14 protein-coding genes are annotated in these 16,367 nt (G+C 27.0%); all 14 read right to left on the reverse strand.

Translation table 11 applies throughout. The annotated features are described in order from the left end of the window. Window positions 1-33: 33 nt before the first annotated feature. The 14 genes from RDY08_RS11235 to RDY08_RS11300 all read right to left on the reverse strand — a co-directional run bounded on the left by RDY08_RS11235 (window position 34) and on the right by RDY08_RS11300 (window position 16,306). Window positions 34-414, reverse strand: a complete 381-nt coding sequence (locus tag RDY08_RS11235) for a NusG domain II-containing protein (protein WP_307905509.1) — start codon at window positions 412-414, stop codon at window positions 34-36. Between the two features lie 209 nt (window positions 415-623). After that, window positions 624-1,427, reverse strand: coding sequence for a glucosamine-6-phosphate deaminase (nagB, locus tag RDY08_RS11240; protein WP_307905510.1), 804 nt, complete (start codon window positions 1,425-1,427; stop codon window positions 624-626). Further along, window positions 1,424-1,633 carry a hypothetical protein gene (locus RDY08_RS11245; protein WP_307905511.1) on the reverse strand — a complete coding sequence of 70 codons (210 nt, stop codon included), beginning with the start codon at window positions 1,631-1,633 and terminating at the stop codon, window positions 1,424-1,426. Before RDY08_RS11245 ends, nagB begins: the two co-directional genes overlap by 4 nt. A 332-nt stretch (window positions 1,634-1,965) precedes the next feature. Further along, window positions 1,966-3,072 carry an ABC transporter ATP-binding protein gene (locus tag RDY08_RS11250; protein WP_307905512.1) on the reverse strand — a complete coding sequence of 369 codons (1,107 nt, stop codon included), beginning with the start codon at window positions 3,070-3,072 and terminating at the stop codon, window positions 1,966-1,968. Window positions 3,073-3,137: 65 nt separating this feature from the next. After that, the gene (nagA, locus tag RDY08_RS11255) at window positions 3,138-4,283 is read right to left on the reverse strand and encodes an N-acetylglucosamine-6-phosphate deacetylase (protein ID WP_307905513.1); all 1,146 of its coding nucleotides are present in this window, start codon (window positions 4,281-4,283) and stop codon (window positions 3,138-3,140) included. Beyond that, a complete protein-coding gene (murQ, locus tag RDY08_RS11260) occupies window positions 4,283-5,170 on the reverse strand; it encodes an N-acetylmuramic acid 6-phosphate etherase (RefSeq protein ID WP_307905514.1) in 888 nt (295 codons plus the stop codon). Before murQ ends, nagA begins: the two co-directional genes overlap by 1 nt. Before the next feature lie 52 nt (window positions 5,171-5,222). Continuing rightward, the gene (locus tag RDY08_RS11265; RefSeq protein ID WP_307905515.1) at window positions 5,223-5,954 is read right to left on the reverse strand and encodes a GntR family transcriptional regulator; all 732 of its coding nucleotides are present in this window, start codon (window positions 5,952-5,954) and stop codon (window positions 5,223-5,225) included. A 105-nt stretch (window positions 5,955-6,059) separates the two neighbouring features. Beyond that, on the reverse strand, window positions 6,060-7,610 hold the full coding sequence (nagZ, locus tag RDY08_RS11270) for a beta-N-acetylhexosaminidase (RefSeq protein ID WP_307905516.1): 1,551 nt from the start codon (window positions 7,608-7,610) through the stop codon (window positions 6,060-6,062). Between the two features lie 25 nt (window positions 7,611-7,635). Continuing rightward, window positions 7,636-8,502: a carbohydrate ABC transporter permease gene (locus RDY08_RS11275; protein ID WP_307905517.1), complete on the reverse strand. Its 867-nt coding sequence runs from the start codon at window positions 8,500-8,502 to the stop codon at window positions 7,636-7,638. A 44-nt stretch (window positions 8,503-8,546) separates the two neighbouring features. Further along, window positions 8,547-9,419, reverse strand: a complete 873-nt coding sequence (locus RDY08_RS11280; protein WP_307905518.1) for a carbohydrate ABC transporter permease — start codon at window positions 9,417-9,419, stop codon at window positions 8,547-8,549. A 151-nt stretch (window positions 9,420-9,570) separates the two neighbouring features. Continuing rightward, window positions 9,571-10,863, reverse strand: coding sequence for an ABC transporter substrate-binding protein (locus RDY08_RS11285; RefSeq protein ID WP_307905519.1), 1,293 nt, complete (start codon window positions 10,861-10,863; stop codon window positions 9,571-9,573). A gap of 95 nt (window positions 10,864-10,958) precedes the next feature. Continuing rightward, the gene (locus RDY08_RS11290) at window positions 10,959-12,971 is read right to left on the reverse strand and encodes a methyl-accepting chemotaxis protein (protein ID WP_307905520.1); all 2,013 of its coding nucleotides are present in this window, start codon (window positions 12,969-12,971) and stop codon (window positions 10,959-10,961) included. A gap of 520 nt (window positions 12,972-13,491) precedes the next feature. Beyond that, window positions 13,492-13,974 carry a dihydrofolate reductase gene (locus tag RDY08_RS11295; RefSeq protein WP_307905521.1) on the reverse strand — a complete coding sequence of 161 codons (483 nt, stop codon included), beginning with the start codon at window positions 13,972-13,974 and terminating at the stop codon, window positions 13,492-13,494. Window positions 13,975-13,984: 10 nt separating this feature from the next. Beyond that, window positions 13,985-16,306, reverse strand: coding sequence for a GAF domain-containing protein (locus RDY08_RS11300; RefSeq protein WP_307905522.1), 2,322 nt, complete (start codon window positions 16,304-16,306; stop codon window positions 13,985-13,987). Window positions 16,307-16,367 lie beyond the last annotated feature (61 nt).

The raw sequence follows: 16,367 nt of genomic DNA on the forward strand, positions 1-16,367 counted from the left end.
TCTACTTTGATAATTCTAATTTTTCATAATTTTTCATTGAAGAACATAATCTAATTCAGTTTCTTGTTTCCCTTTTATTTTTATGATTAATTTATCTGGAACTCCAATTATAGTTTCTCCTGATTTTGATATCCAGCCTTGTTTTACGCATAATTTTTTAGGAGAATATGAAGTTAAAACTCTCACTTTCATATCTTTTATCTCTACAGTTACTCCCCCTATAGGAGTTGGAACCTTAAAAATTTTTTGTTTATTTTTTAGTTTATATATATATTCTAATTTATTATTCACGTAAATTTCTATTTTATCCGGCTTACTATTTTTATCAAATTTTAATATAGTCATCCCCATAAATATAAATATTACACATACTATCATATAAATTAGTATATCCCCTTTTCTAAAATATTTCATAACTTCATCACCTTTTTTTATAATTACAACTATCAAAACCAACAGACAAGATCAATTTTCCCACAACAAGAACGTAACAAACGTTACTCAATAATATCACTTATTTATATCTATTGTCAATTTATACTTTACTAACAAATAAAAAGACGTTATCGATTTTATTCAACAACGCCTTTTTATATAATAAAATTTCTACTTTTCCATTTCTCCTAAAGCTCTTTTTCTAATTTATCAACATCTAAAAACTCTTTTTCAATATCCTTAAAATAATTTACTGTTTTTACTTTTAATTCCATTGTTGCTTTTTCATCACACACTAATATCCCATATCTATGCAATTGCAATGCAGATATTGTCCACATGTGATTTACACTTCCTTCTACTCCATTATAAACTGCTAATGATTTTTTATAGCCTGTTGCCATTATCAACACTTCTTTTGAGCCAAGTATTGTCCCTACCCCTACTGTTAATGCTACTTTTGGAACATTTTCTATTTTTCCTCCAAAAAACCTAGAGTTTACTATTCTTGTATCTTCTGTTAATTCTTTTGTTCTTGTTTTTGAACTTAGTGATGATCCCGGTTCATTAAATGCTATATGACCATCTTCTCCTACTCCGCCTATAAATAGGTCTATTCCCCCATAACTTTCTATTTTCTTCTCATACTCTGCACATTCTTCATCTAAATCTTTAGCATTTCCATTTAATATATTTATATTTTCTTCTTTTATATCTATATGGTTAAAAAAATTCTCTTTCATAAATGTATGATAACTTTCTGGATGATTTTCTGATAAATTTACATATTCATCCATATTAAATGTTACCACATTTTTAAAACTAACTTTTCCTTTTTTATTTAATTCTATTAATTTATTATACATTTTTATTGGAGTACTTCCTGTTGGCAATCCTAATACAAATGGTTTTTCCGATTTATGCAAATTTATTTTTTTAGCAACATATATTGCTGCCCATTCTCCTACAGATTCACTTATTATTAATCTCATGATATCTCCTTTTCTAATTCACTCATTATTTTTACTAATAATTTAACTTGATTTTTTATATCCTTATAATTTAACTCTTTCTTTGTTATATTATCTTTTTTCATTGTTAATAAACATAATGTTATCAAATCTTTTTCTTCCCATATACTATTTTTCTTTATTTTTATAAATTTTTTTATTCTTTCTGTATTTATTTTGGTATCCATTTTATGCTCCTTATTTGTAATTAACTTTATATGATTTTATATTTTTATCTGTTGAGTGAGATCTATCTCTCCTACAAATCATAATCCATTAAAATTATATTGCAACATCCTTCTGTAGGGGCGAACCTATGTGTTCGCCCTGCTTTTTATATTTTACAAATAATAATAGTTATTATTATTAAGGTTATTTATAAGGTCCATTATAGGAACAATTGTAAGGGCAATCGTAAGGGCAATTCATGAATTGCCCCTACAAGTTTCCTAAAATCTAACATCATTTAATTCCCAACCCATAATTCTGGGCGAACACATAGGTTCGCCCCTACGTATCTTTACAAACTTATATTTTCTTCTGTCTCTTTGTCAAATATATGACATTTAGTTGTATCAAACCACAATTCATATTTTTGTCCTGATTTTACTGTTACTCCTTCACTTCCTAATCTTGCTATATATTGATTTTTTCCTGGTGTGAAATATACAAATACTTCATTTCCCATTTGTTCTACTACATATATTTCTGATTTTACATAATTATCTTTTTCGTTTGGATGCGTTTCATGACTCCCTATATGTTCTGGTCTTATTCCAAACCATACCTCTTTTCCTACATATTTTTGTACTTTATCTGCTTTTTCTTTTGGTAATCTTAATTTCATATGTTCTGTTACTACATATGTTGTATCTCCATCTTTTTCTAATTTTGCTTCTACTATATTCATTGATGGACTGCCTATAAATCCTGCTACAAATTTATTTTCTGGTTTATTATATAAATTTAATGGAGTGTCTACTTGTTTTATTACTCCTAATTCCATTACACATATTCTATCTCCCATTGTCATCGCTTCTACTTGGTCATGAGTTACATATATCATTGTTGTTTTTAATCTCTTATGCAATTTTGTTATCTCTACTCTCATGTGTACTCTTAATTGAGCATCCAAATTTGACAATGGTTCATCAAATAAAAACACTTTCGGATCTCTTACTATTGCTCTTCCCACCGCTACTCTTTGTCTTTGTCCTCCTGACATCTCTTTTGGTTTCCTATCTAATAGATCTGTTATCCCCAATATTTCTGCTGCATTTTTTACTCTTTTGTCTATCTCTTCTTTTGGTGTTTTTGCTAATTTAAGACCAAATGCCATATTATCATATACATTCATATGTGGATACAAGGCATAATTTTGAAACACCATTGCTATTCCTCTATCTTTTGGCGGCAACTCATTTACTATTGTATCTCCTATTGCTACTGTTCCTCCTGTTATCTCTTCTAATCCTGCTATCATTCTAAGTGTTGTTGATTTTGCACAACCAGATGGCCCTACAAATACCATAAATTCTCCATCTTTTATTTCCAAATTGTGTCCATGCACCGCTTTGAATCCATTTGGATATGTTTTTTCCATATCTTTTAATATTACTTTTGCCAATTTATATGCCTCCCTTTTTAAGAATTAATTTCATTAATTAATTTCATTATCGAACCATTCCTAAATTATTTCTTACAATATTTTATTTCTCCACCAACAATTGTACAATATACATTTATATTATCATCAAATATCACTATATCTGCATCTTTATTTATATCTAAACTTCCTTTGCTTTTTTCTAATCCTATTACTTTTGCAGGATTTATAGTTGCTAGTTTTACAGAAGTTACAATGTCTGCATCAGAATATTTTTTTATATTTCTAACTGCTTTATTCAAAGTCAAAATACTTCCTGCTAAAGTCCCATCTTTTAATCTAGCTGATGTTTCATCTACAATTACTTCTTGTCCGCCCAAGTCATAAATTCCAGATTTTAAGCAAGCAGCTCTCATTGCATCGGTTATTAATACTATTTTATCACTCCCTTTTTCCTTTAATACGAAATTAAATAAATTTTTATTAACATGTATTGTATCTGCAATAATCTCGCAAGTAACATCTGTTTGGAATGCTGCTCCTAATACTCCAGGCTCTCTATGATGAAGTGGCGGCATTGCATTAAAAGTATGTGTAATATGAGAAGCTCCACTATTTATCGCATTCATAGTTTCATCATAATTTGCATTTGTGTGTCCAATTGACAATACAATATTACTCTTTTCTTTTATCTCTTTTGTAAACTCTAAATTATTATCTTCTTCAGGTGCATATGTAATTATCTTAATTATATCTACATAATTTTTAATAAATTTATAACTAGGTTTTATTATATACTCTGGTGCTTGAGCTCCTGCTTTTTTAGGGCTTATAAATGGTCCTTCTAAATGTGTCCCTAATATTTTAGCTCCTTCTACTAAATCTTTATTTTCTTTTATGTTATCCAAAGCTTTATATATTGATTTTGCATCCATTGTCATTGTAGTGGCTAAAAATCCAGTTACCCCATTTTTAACTAACTCTTTACTTATTACATTTAAAGAATCAAAATCGCCGTCCATAACATCTTTTCCAGCTGTCCCGTGAATGTGTACATCAATAAAACCAGGCGACACATACATTCCTTTAGCATCTATTTTATCAATATTATTAAAAATAATATCAAGCTTATCAGCATCAACTATTTGAACTATTTTATCTTTAAATACTAAAGCTTTATTACTCAATATTCTATTATTTAAAATTATTTTTCCGTTAATTATAGCCTGCATTACTCCTCCTTATTCATAAATGTTTTCCTTGTAATAATGTTATTATGTTTTTCTAAAAAAGTTTTAGCTGATTGTAAATCACATCTATTTTCTATCATAATAATCGCTAATTTAGGATTATTTTCTGCTTTCAATAATATTCTTTCAGCTTCTTTCTTATTAATCTCTGTTGCTAAAGCAACAATACTAATAAGTCTATTTTGCAATTTTTTATTTATAGGTTGTACATTGATCATTAAATTTCCATACACTTTTCCTAGCCTTATCATCACACCAGTTGATATCATATTCAATATCATTTTTTGAGCAGTTCCACTTTTTAATCTCGTAGACCCCATTATAACTTCTGCTCCAACTTCCACACTAATATCTACATCTACAATATTTCTTATTTTTCCTGTTTTTTTACAACAAATTCCAACTGTACTTATCCCATTAGATTTTGCATACTTTAACGCCGATATTACATAAGGTGTATTCCCACTTGCAGATATTCCAACAATAACATCTTTTTTTGTTACACCATATTTTTTCAGATCACTTATAGCTAACTCTTCATTATCTTCTGTTTGTTCTAACCAACCACTAATAGCATCTTTTCCCCCTGAAATAATGCCTTGAACCATTTTATCATCTACCCCAAATGTAGGCGGACATTCTGACGCATCAATTACCCCTAACTTTCCGCTTGTTCCACTTCCTACATAAAACAGTTTCCCACCAGAGCTTAATTTTTCTGTTATCAAATCTATTGACTTAGCAATATTATGTTTTTCATATTCTACGGCAAATGCTATCTTTTTATCTTCATTATTCATTTTTTCTACTATTTCCAGAGAATTCATACTGTCAATATTAATAGTTTCTCTATTTATATCTTCACTCACTTTATTCAACTCCTTGTTACAAAATTAAATTATTTTTTCAAATTGAATATTTTTATTTTAGTATTACTTCATAATTATATTTATCACTTCTGTTTATTGTTTTTGTATATTCTATTATTCGTCCATCTTCTAAATAAGTTTTTCTATTAAATAAAAGACCCAATTCTCCTTCTTCTACTTCTAAAATTTCCGCATTTTCACCTTCTATTTTAATTGGTTTTATGCTTTGTTTTGCATATTCTGGAATATAATCATATTTTTCCTTAAATATTTTATACAAAGAGTTCCCTTCTAATTCTTCTTTTGTTAAATTTGGACAATATTCTTTTGGTATCCATGCTGTTTCAATAGCATATGGGACTCCTTCTACTATTCTTACTCTTTTTAAAACAATAGCTTCTTTTAATTCTGGCACCATTCCCATACTTTTTTTGAATTTTTCTTCTAATTGTTCTGTCTTAAAATCTAATATTTTTGTTTCTATACTCAGCCCTTTTAATTTCATCTCTTCAGTAAACCCTCTCATTTGCAACAGTTGACGAAACTCTTTCGGCTTTGACACAAAAGTTCCTTTTCCTTGTTCTCTGTATAGCAACCCTTCATCAACAAGAGATAGAACCGCTTTATTTATAGTCATTCTACTTACTTCAAGTTGGTCACACAGTTCTCTTTCAGATGGAATCATATCCCCTACTTTTAATTCTTCGTTTTCAATCATATTTTTTATTATCTCTTTTACTTGATAATATAAAGGGATAATACTGCTTTTAATTATTTTTTTCATAACATATACCTCCAAGTTTTGTTGTATATACAATATATCATATTTTGAATATGACAGGAAGCTTTTTTTAAAGAGGAGAAACAATTAGCTTCCTGCCACAAACATTTATATCTTAACTGGGAGGATGAAATTAAATTCAAACTTTTCTGTTATAGCTTTTGCTAAACTTTTCATTGTAATATCATCTTGAGAATATGCTGCAATAGCTGTTATATCTTTAGAAAACAGTTTCAATTCATATGGATCTCTTAATGTTATCGCAATTGTATCTATTTTACTAGAAATATTATTTATAAATTCAATTTGATTTTTAAACCTCATTCCATTTAAAATTCCTTGAATTAATATATCTGATTTCTCAATTTTTTTCAAAATATCACTATCTCCCAATAAATTTTCATTTAATTTATAAGTTATTATATCTACATTTTTAATTTTTTCTTTCAAATATACTCCAAATTTATTAATTTTATTTCCACTTGTATCTGCTTCTGTCATATTAATTGATTCAGGTAAAAGTAATAACAGTTTTAAATTTTTTTTAATTGGTAACAATTTTTTGTTATCACTATATAAAGTTAATGCTTTTTCGCTAATATCTTTTATTACCTCTTCAGTTTTCTTTCGTGGACTCTTTTTATTTATTTTTAGTTTTTTTGCTTTAGATTTTAATTTTAAAATTCTTTCAACCGATTGATTAATTCTTTCTTCTGAAATAATCCCTAATTTCACAGCTTCTTTTATTCCTTCTACTGCTTTAATTTGTGCCTCTTTTGTCCCATTTACTAACGCCATATCTCCACCTGCTAATAAAAACTTCACAACAGCTTCTTCTATTGGATATTTTTTTAAAATTGCTCCCATCTCCATATCATCGCTTATTATAACTCCATTATATTTAAGTTCATTCCTCAAAATATCCGTAATTATAATCTTTGACATACTAGCTGGAATTTTGTTTTTTTCTATATTTTTATAAATCACATGAGAAACCATTATAGTATCTATTCCATTTTCTATTAATTTTATAAATGGTTTTATCTCAATATCTCTTATCTCTTTTTCCGAAAAACTATTTTCTGCTAATCCAATATGTGAATCCGCAGTTGTATTCCCATGCCCTGGAAAATGTTTAGCTGAATTTAATACTCCGCCATCATTTAATCCTTTTGCAAATTTTATGCAAAATTTAGATACTTTCTCAGGATTATCTCCAAAAGATCGAACTCCAATCACAGGATTATTCTTTTGTAAATTCAAATCTGCCACTGGAGCAAATGCCATATCTATTCCTAAATTTGATAATTCATATCCTATAACATTCCCTTCATCATAAGCTAATTTAACATCTGTTGTAGCTCCTAACGCCATTGTACTTGGAAATTGAGATAATAAATTTTCAAATACAGAAAGAGTTCCGCCTTCTTGATCAGCTCCAAAAATTGGTTCTTTTATACTGTTTTCCTCACAAAATCTTTTTACATCTGATATAAATTTAGTTACTTGTGGCAAATTTTCAATATTTTCACCGCTAAATCTATAGCCCCCTAATCTATATTTCATTATAAACTCTTTCATCTCTTTGTTAAGTTCATTTCCTTTTAATTGTCCTAAAATTAATTGACCAATTTTTTCATCTAAACTCATATTATTCATACTTTTCAACTCCATTCAATATTTCCTATCCTTTTACAGCTCCAGCTGTAAGACCACTTACAATTTGTCTTTGTAATATTAAATATACAATTAATACAGGAACTACCGTTAATACAACCGCAGTTGCTTGAAGTCCATAATCTGTCCCATATTGCGAACTTACTTCATTAAGCAAAACACATATAGGTCTTACTTTTTTAGAAGACACAAATACTAATGACGAAAACAGATCATTATACGACCACAAGAATGAAAATATCCCAACTGTTGCAAATGCCGGTTTTGACATAGGAACAATTATTTTTGAAAAAATTTGCCATCTGTTACACCCATCTAAAATAGCTGCCTCTTCCAATTCTTTTGGCAATGAAGCCATATATGCCGATAATACCAATGTAGCAAACACTAAATTTCCTGCTGTTTGTGGAAATATTAATGCAAAATATGTATCAACTAAATGTAATTTTATTAAAATTTCATAAACTGGAACAACCGTAACAAATCCAGGTATTAATAACCCTATTGCTAGTGCTCCTTGAATAATAGTTCTTCCTCTAAATTCAAATCTTGATATTGCATAAGCTGCCATTCCCCCAAATAGCATTACTAAAACAACAACACTTCCTGACATTATAAAGCTATTCATATAACTTCTTCCCATATCTACTTTTGTAAGTGCATTTAAATAATTTACTGGGTTAAACTTTCCCGCTATTGCAAAAGGCTTATTTATTATTTCATTAGAAGCTTTAAATGAGTTATTAAATATCCACAATAGAGGAAGAATTGTTGTAGATGCCCATACACTTAAAACTATATAAATTATCAGTTTAGATAATTTAAAATTAGTAATCTGTTTTTGAATCCTCTCAAATACCGTATTATTTACCATATCTTCCCTCCTCTAGGAATATTTAAAAAATTTTTAAATATTCTCTAGTATGTTATATCTTCGCTTTTTAAAAATTTATTTGTAAAAAATGTTAACGCAAAACCTAATACAACTATTAAAACTGCAATTGATGACCCATATCCAAATAATCTTCTTTGAAATGTAATATCATACATATATGTTCCTAATACTTGCGATGAATCAAAAGGTCCACCTTGAGTTATTATCCATACGAAATCAAATACTTTTAATGTCCCTGTAATAGCTAACATTATCGATACTTTTATATCTCCAAATATTAACGGAAGTGTTATTTTAGTTATTCTATGATATGCATTAGCTCCTTCTAAATGAGCTGCTTCATAAAAAGTAGTAGGTATTTTAGTTATTGCAGTTAATATAATTACAAAGTAGAATCCTACATATTGCCAAACAGTTGGTATTATTACCATTAATAATGATGTCTTTTCTGTAAGCCACACTACTTTTCCTATTCCAAATATTGCTAAAAATGAATTTAATAATCCACCATCATATCCATAAAATAGATTAAACATTAGTCCCAAAGCTGCTGCTGATACAACAACAGGAAATAGATATACTGTTTTGAAAAAGTTTTGTCCTGCTCTAATCATATCTACCAGCATTGCCAAGAGTACTCCAATCCCTACTTGTACAAATACTGAAGCTAGCATAAAGATTAATGTATTTATTATCGATTTGCTAATTGCAGGATCTTTAAACATTTTTATATAATTTCCAAATCCAATAAATCTAGGGCTTATGTTATTTAAGCTATAAAACATACTTTTATAAAATGTTCTAACTAATGGATAGAATAAAAAGACTATCATCATAAATGCAGCTGGAAAAAGGAATAGAAAAATTGCTTTTTTATCTCCTTTTATTTTAAACACATCCTTTCTTAATATCTGAAAAAACCTTAATATTATTTATATATCTCTAGTATTTTGCTAAACCTTCCATTGTCATTCATATCCGTAAGGGCAATTCATGAATTGCCCCTACAACCAAACATAAATTGATTTATTAAAACTCTTACCTTTTTTATTTTCCTTTTGCTTCTAACTCTACATTTCTTGCTGTTTCTAATACTGCTCTTGAATCTTTTCTTCCTACTGATATATATGGAACTCCTCTAACAATTTCCATAAATGCAGGTCTTGATATTTGTGCATCAATTGGTAATGACATATGTTCTGCTTTTGCAACCATTGCATTTCCTGAAGCTTTTGCTGGTGATAATCCTTCTATTTTTACATTAGCTGCTGGAACTCCTCCATTTGCTGTTGCCATTTTTTTAATCATAGCTGGAGTTGTTAAATATTTTAATAATTTTAAAACTATATCTTTTTTATTTGGATCGTTATAAGCTCTTTTACTCAAATAATATCCTGAAGTAAATCCTGCTATTATATCTGAATTAACTCCTTTTGTTCCTGGTATTGCTGGTACAGGTAACACTTTTGTATGATCTTGATCAGGTAATCCTCCTACAAACCAAGAACCTTCTATTGTCATTCCTGCTTTTCCTTGTTTATATAAATTTTGTGCTGCTTCCCATCCAGTTGTTAAACTATCTTTTGGGAAAGCTCCCATTGCATATAAAGTTTTAATTTCATCAAGCCCTTGTACCCAAAAATTATTTATTCCATTAACTAATCCTGAATCGTGTCCTTTTGCCCCTGCTGCTTTCAAAATAAAATATTCAATAGCATAATGAGGTGTTTTTCCTAATCCAATTGCTAAAGGAACCTCTCCATTTTCTTTTAAAACTTTTACTGCTTTTATAAATTTATCCCAATCTGTAGGTAATTCTAAATTATACTTTTCAAATAATTGTGTGTTGACCATTAATCCTTCATAAAAACCTGTAACTGGTATCGCATAAATATTGCCATTTGGTTCTTTTACTTGTTCTTTTACGCTATCTAAAATTCCATTCCCCCATTTTGTATCTGCACTTAATAAATCATTTAATGGAACCACTCTTCCTGATTTTATTAATGGAGCTCCCATTCCACCAGTAAAGTAAAATGTTAAATCAGCTTCATTTCCTGCTGCAAAATCATTTTCTATTTTTGTTTTAAATGCGTCATCGCCTGTAGCTGACTCATCTAAAATTTTTACATTATTTGCTGCTTCAAAATCTTTTAAAGCTGCTTGATAAACTTTAGCCGCTGGGTCTGTTCCACCAAACATTGTTGCTATTCTTATCTCAGGTACTTTCTTTTCCGCTTTTTTCTTAAATAAAAAGTCAAATACTCCACCTTGTGCTACTACCCCTGCAACAAACATTAAAACCATTACCATCACTACATTTTTCTTAATAGCTTTCATAATTTTCCTCCTTTTTTTGTATAATTCCTCAAGTTTTGCTTATTATACTCTACGCCTCCTTTATATAAATTTTGAGGAATAATTTTTAAAAAATTTTAAATTTTAAATTTTTTAACTTCACTATTTAATTCTCCCATTAATTCACTTAAATCTATAGCAAAATCTTTTATTTGAACAGCTGATTCTGATTCTTCATTAGTAGCAGCTGATACCTCATTTATGCTTACACTTATATTTTCTGATACATCACTAATCTCTTTTATTTTTGAGACTACATCTTCTTTTCTTTCATATACCGTTACTATAAGACTATTTATTTCATCTATTTCATCTATTATTTCATTTGTAGTTTTTATTATATTTTTAAGTGCCACATCTGATTCCTTTACAGAATTAGTTTGAGCTTCATAATTAACTAATGCAATTTTAATTAAATTTATCATTCCTTCCATTTCACTACTAATTTTATTAGCAGTGTTTGAAATTAAACTATTTGCATTTTTTGTTTCATTAGACAAATCTCTTATCTCTTTAGCAACAACTGCAAATCCTTTACCTGCTTCTCCAGCTCTAGCTGCCTCTATTGCAGCATTTAAAGACAATAGATTAGTTTGTTCACTTATTTTATCTATTAATTTTGTCATATTTAATATCTCTTTAGTATTTTTACTTAATTCTAATATGCTTTTTTCTATCTCTCCTGTTATTTTTAAACTTTCATCTGATTTACTACTCAAATCTTCCATTATTTTAATAGATTGATTCCCTACATTTTTAGCTTTAATTGTATTTCCTGTAGCTTTAGCTATATTTTTATTAACATCATCTATTTGTCTTGAAAGTATATTTATACTTTCTGTCCCTTGTTTAGATAATTTAGTTTGAGATTTAGTCCCTTCTGCTATATTTTTTATTGATACAGAAATCTGTTCTGTAGAACTTGCTGATTGTTCTGATAGCTTTCTAAGCAATCCTGAATCTTCAACTACGTTATCTACAACTATATTAGTATTTTCAATTAAATCTCTTACATTTTCAATCATTTTATTAAATCCATCTGATAACTCACCTAATTCATTTTTACTTTTTATTTCTGATTTTATTTGCATATTTCCATTTTTAACTTTTTCCATTAAATTTAATATTTTTTTTAATGGAACAGTAAAACTTTTTGAAATTGCATTTAAAATAATTAAAGCTAATAATATAAACATAACTCCTAAAATAATATTCATATTTCTCACTTTATAAATATCTTTTATCAAATTCTTTTTTGGAATTTCTACAACTACTTTCCAATTATTTGATAATTTAGAATAAACAGTTAAATAATCCTTTGAATCTTCTATTCCAAAATCATTTTTCAAAATATTTTTTAATTTGATTTTTTTATTATTCGTCATAATAATTTTATTATTTTTATCTAAAATCTTAAATATAGCTCCATCTCCCAAATCCATTTTTTTAAATATATCTGAAAAATATTCTAAGTCAAATCTCAAAACAAGAATCCCCATAAATTTATTTAATGATGGATTAACTAATGCTTTTAAATAATATAATGATTTATTATTATCTTCCGCATACCAAACTTCCGATGATTTCGCTTTTACTAATTCATCTTTAAATTTATTAAACTGTCCTTTCTCATTCGATAAATTATATTCATGACTTTCATCTTTTAATATTGAGACACCGTTTAACTCTTTATTTGAATACATTATATCTTGTAATGATTGTCCAACTATATTTTGCGACTCTAATTCATCTAATTGATCTATATACTTATCTTTTGATAACACTTTTTGTAATTTTTTATCTAACATAACTGACGTTGTTAAATCTTCTATTTTTTTTATTTTGAAATTTATATTTTCTCCAAGTTGTTTTGTCATTTGTAATGTGAAAAAACCTACTTTTGCATTTATAGATTCTTTTGCAGATTTGTACGAAGTAACACCTATTAATATTACAGGTAATACTCCAACTAAAATAAAAAATATTAATAGCTTCTTTCTAATACTTAGATTTCCAAAAAAACCTATTTGATTTTTTTCTTTTCTTTTTAATTTCTTTTTTAATTTAATACTTTTTTCACTCTTCCCCATTTCAAACCTCCTTTGCAAATGCATTAACTCTATGTTGATATGTGGTCTATACCAATAGTATACCTCGCATGTGTTTATTTGTCAACCTTTTTTTGATTATTTTTTAATCTTTTTTTAGAATGCTCGCTCGTGGCTTGCAATATCAATATCAAGAAGAGATAATTACTGGGACAATACTACACTTTAATCATTTTTTAGCCACTTTAAATATGAAATGAATATTAAAGAATATAATATATTTGAAGAATTAATTGAAATAAAAAAATAAGCTACGCTTCATCTGGTAAAGCATAAATATTTTTCTAGATTTTTGGCTTCTGAAAAATTTTGCCTTGAAAAATCACATATTTCAAAAAAACGGCGTAGCTTATTTTCTGTATAAATTTATACTTTCCTAACATATTAAAAAAGATGACTCCTATAAAATATAGCAATCATCTTTTAGAAAATAGATCATCTTAACTTTAAAACACTTAACATATGGATCAGATTAAAGTGTGCATTTTTAGCTTCTTAAAAATCAAATTTTTCTAACAAGCACCTTAAAATAATAATCCACCTCTTCTTCCTCACTATATCTTTTCAAATTCTCAATCTCTTCCCATTCATCTTTTTTTATCTCTGGGAAAAAAGTATCTCCTGAATATTCTTTATTAATATAAGTTAAATATATCTTTTCTGCAAATTTTATAAAATAGGAGTATAAATTTCCGCCACCTATTATATAAATATCTTTTGTCTTACTCATTTCCAATATTTCATTAAACGAGTGAATAATTATACAGCCATACTTTTTATAATTCTTATCTCTAGTTAATATTATATTTTCTCTTTGGGGTAATTTTCTGCCTATACTTTCATATGTTATTCTCCCCATAACAACTGTTTTATTTAATGTAATCTCTTTAAATTTTTTTAAATCCTCTTTTATATCCCAAGGCATTTTTCCATTTTTTCCTATAATTTTATTTTTAGACATTGCAGCAACTAAAATCAGACTCATATTTTTTACCTCATTCAAAATAATTTTTTATCTCTTTTTCTAAATTTTCATTTATCTCTTTTTTATCTATATTTATTGTTACTCTTATTGCTTTTAATCCTGAAATACCTTGCAGGTCATCTAATTCTAAAACTTCAACATCCCCTTTATTCAAATATTTCTTTGCACTTAAATAATCTATATATTCTAAATACTCTTTCTTTTCTGAATCTTGTGAATAAACTATCGCTATTTTTCCAATTTGAGTTAATCTTTCATTAGTCCCTTTTATTACAGCTTTATCCAATCTTTTTTTTATAATTTCATATCTTATATTATAAGAACCTTCCACTTTAAATCTTTTTTCGTCAATATCAAAATATATTGTAATTGGCATATCTTGAACAATTATCAAATTAGTAATATCCATTGGAATTGGTAATTTGTTTTTTATATTATCCACCATTTTAGCACTATTTATTATAACTATTAACTGCCATAATCTTAAATTTTTAAGATAAATTTTGCTAAATTCTCCTTTTTCTGCCAAACTTTTCCCTATATATATTGAATGGTCTATTCCATCTGTTATCTGTTTATCAAAATAATGCGGAAACATTCTTTGTGCGTCATTTTGTGATTTTTCCAAATATCCAGATAAAAGTTTATTTAATTTTGATATACTTACATCAAAATTTCTCCTATTTTTCGATAAATCTCCTTTTTCCAATAGTTTATTATAATTTTTTATCTTATTTTTTATTTTTTCGCTTATTTCTAAATTATTATTAAAAAAAGGTTCTACCTCTTTTTTTATAAATTTTTCTATTTTTAATTCATCTCCAGAAGATAGTTTTTCTTCCATTGATTTTTCAAAATTATCTATTTCATACGTTTTTTCATCAGCAATTGGTATCTTTTTTTCTAAATATATTTCATTTAATATCTCTTTACACAAATTCAGTTGATATGTTAAATCATCTTTTATAGATTTATTCCTATTATAAGAAGAACCTCTAATATCACATTCCCCAAATAGCGGATATACATTTTCAAAAAATATATTTTTTATCTCTTTTTCTTCTTCATTATTACTTTCTAAATAGTTTATAGCACTCTCTTTAAATTTCCACTCTATAGATGGATGAATAGAAGTGTATTTTGTTTTAATAAGCGTTGTAACATTATTTTCAAATTTTTCCAACGCATCTTTCACAGCTATTTCAAATATATAAATAAGTTCTTCTAACCTTTTTACATTAATCCAATTTAATTTCCCAACTTGACTAGACCCTAATTCTAAAAATCCTAAAATTTTCTTATTATAAAATAAAGGAGTAATATAAATATTTCTTAATCCCATTTCTTTTAATTGATCTATTATTTCCCCTTTTTCTTTAGATTCGTTAATATCATTGATTAATAGTTCTTCTCCACTAAAAACAGATTGCGCAATTTTATTTTTCATCATTGTTTCTTTTTTATAATGAGAAGAACTTTCATATATACAACTTGTTTTACTATATCTTTCTGGATTTAAAATTAAAATTTTCTCATCCCTTATAGCTCCTACTCCAATCTTCAAATCTGAAACATCTAAAAATTGACCCAATAATTTTTCTATCTCTTTTATATATTCTATTGAAAACATTTTGCTAGTATTTAATAACTCTTTTTTTATTTCGCCCAATAACATTTGGTTTGTAATATCTCTTCCAGTCATTATTGTAAATCCATATAGTTCAAAATTTTCAGGTGGTATTATTTCTTGTAATACCTCTAAATTTCTTAAATTCTCCATAATTCTATTTCTTTCTTGTTTATTTAACTCTTTTAATTCTCCACGTTTTCTTATTTCCATATATTTTAAATCTAATTTCATTTGAAAATATTTCATTTTACCAGTTTTAATATCTTTTTTCTTATTTATATGAAAATCATCTATTTTAAAATCAAAATTATAAAATTTATTTAATATTAATATATATGTATGTATTTCTCTAAATTTAAAATTTTCTTCTTCTTCTTCAGTTTCTGTTTTTTTAAATATTTCATCACATAATCTGTTCATATAAAAGAATTTAAAATCAAGAGGATATGATGCTGCAAAAATTCCATTTTCATCTTTATATAATTGAAAAACTGTTTTCATTATCATTTCTATTATATCTTTATATTTTTCTAATATTTCTCTACCTATTATTTCCCCTTTTAGCTCATCTGGAATCATCTCTATTTCTTGATTTGCCATTTTACTATATTCAGGATGTTCTTTTATAAAATCTTTTCCTGTATCTTTCCAACCTTTTAATAACAAATCTAAACTTAAGGTTCTTTTAAATCTTTTTTTCATAGTTTTATTCTCCTTTCGTATATTCTATATATTAAGTATACGATAATATTTATTGTTTGTA

This window comes from Haliovirga abyssi, assembly GCF_030295325.1.
Lineage (GTDB): Bacteria > Fusobacteriota > Fusobacteriia > Fusobacteriales > Haliovirgaceae > Haliovirga > Haliovirga abyssi.

What these genes read in the sequence shown, in the direction of transcription:
- RDY08_RS11285 (WP_307905519.1), bottom strand. Translation starts at nt 10,863, where the DNA reads ATGAAAGCTATTAAGAAAAATGTAGTGATGGTAATGGTTTTAATGTTT.
- RDY08_RS11300 (WP_307905522.1), bottom strand. Translation starts at nt 16,306, where the DNA reads ATGAAAAAAAGATTTAAAAGAACCTTAAGTTTAGATTTGTTATTAAAA.
- RDY08_RS11265 (WP_307905515.1), bottom strand. Translation starts at nt 5,954, where the DNA reads ATGAAAAAAATAATTAAAAGCAGTATTATCCCTTTATATTATCAAGTA.
- RDY08_RS11295 (WP_307905521.1), bottom strand. Translation starts at nt 13,974, where the DNA reads ATGAGTCTGATTTTAGTTGCTGCAATGTCTAAAAATAAAATTATAGGA.
- RDY08_RS11290 (WP_307905520.1), bottom strand. Translation starts at nt 12,971, where the DNA reads ATGGGGAAGAGTGAAAAAAGTATTAAATTAAAAAAGAAATTAAAAAGA.
- RDY08_RS11245 (WP_307905511.1), bottom strand. Translation starts at nt 1,633, where the DNA reads ATGGATACCAAAATAAATACAGAAAGAATAAAAAAATTTATAAAAATA.
- nagB (WP_307905510.1), bottom strand. Translation starts at nt 1,427, where the DNA reads ATGAGATTAATAATAAGTGAATCTGTAGGAGAATGGGCAGCAATATAT.
- nagZ (WP_307905516.1), bottom strand. Translation starts at nt 7,610, where the DNA reads ATGAATAATATGAGTTTAGATGAAAAAATTGGTCAATTAATTTTAGGA.
- RDY08_RS11275 (WP_307905517.1), bottom strand. Translation starts at nt 8,502, where the DNA reads ATGGTAAATAATACGGTATTTGAGAGGATTCAAAAACAGATTACTAAT.
- nagA (WP_307905513.1), bottom strand. Translation starts at nt 4,283, where the DNA reads ATGCAGGCTATAATTAACGGAAAAATAATTTTAAATAATAGAATATTG.
- RDY08_RS11235 (WP_307905509.1), bottom strand. Translation starts at nt 414, where the DNA reads ATGAAATATTTTAGAAAAGGGGATATACTAATTTATATGATAGTATGT.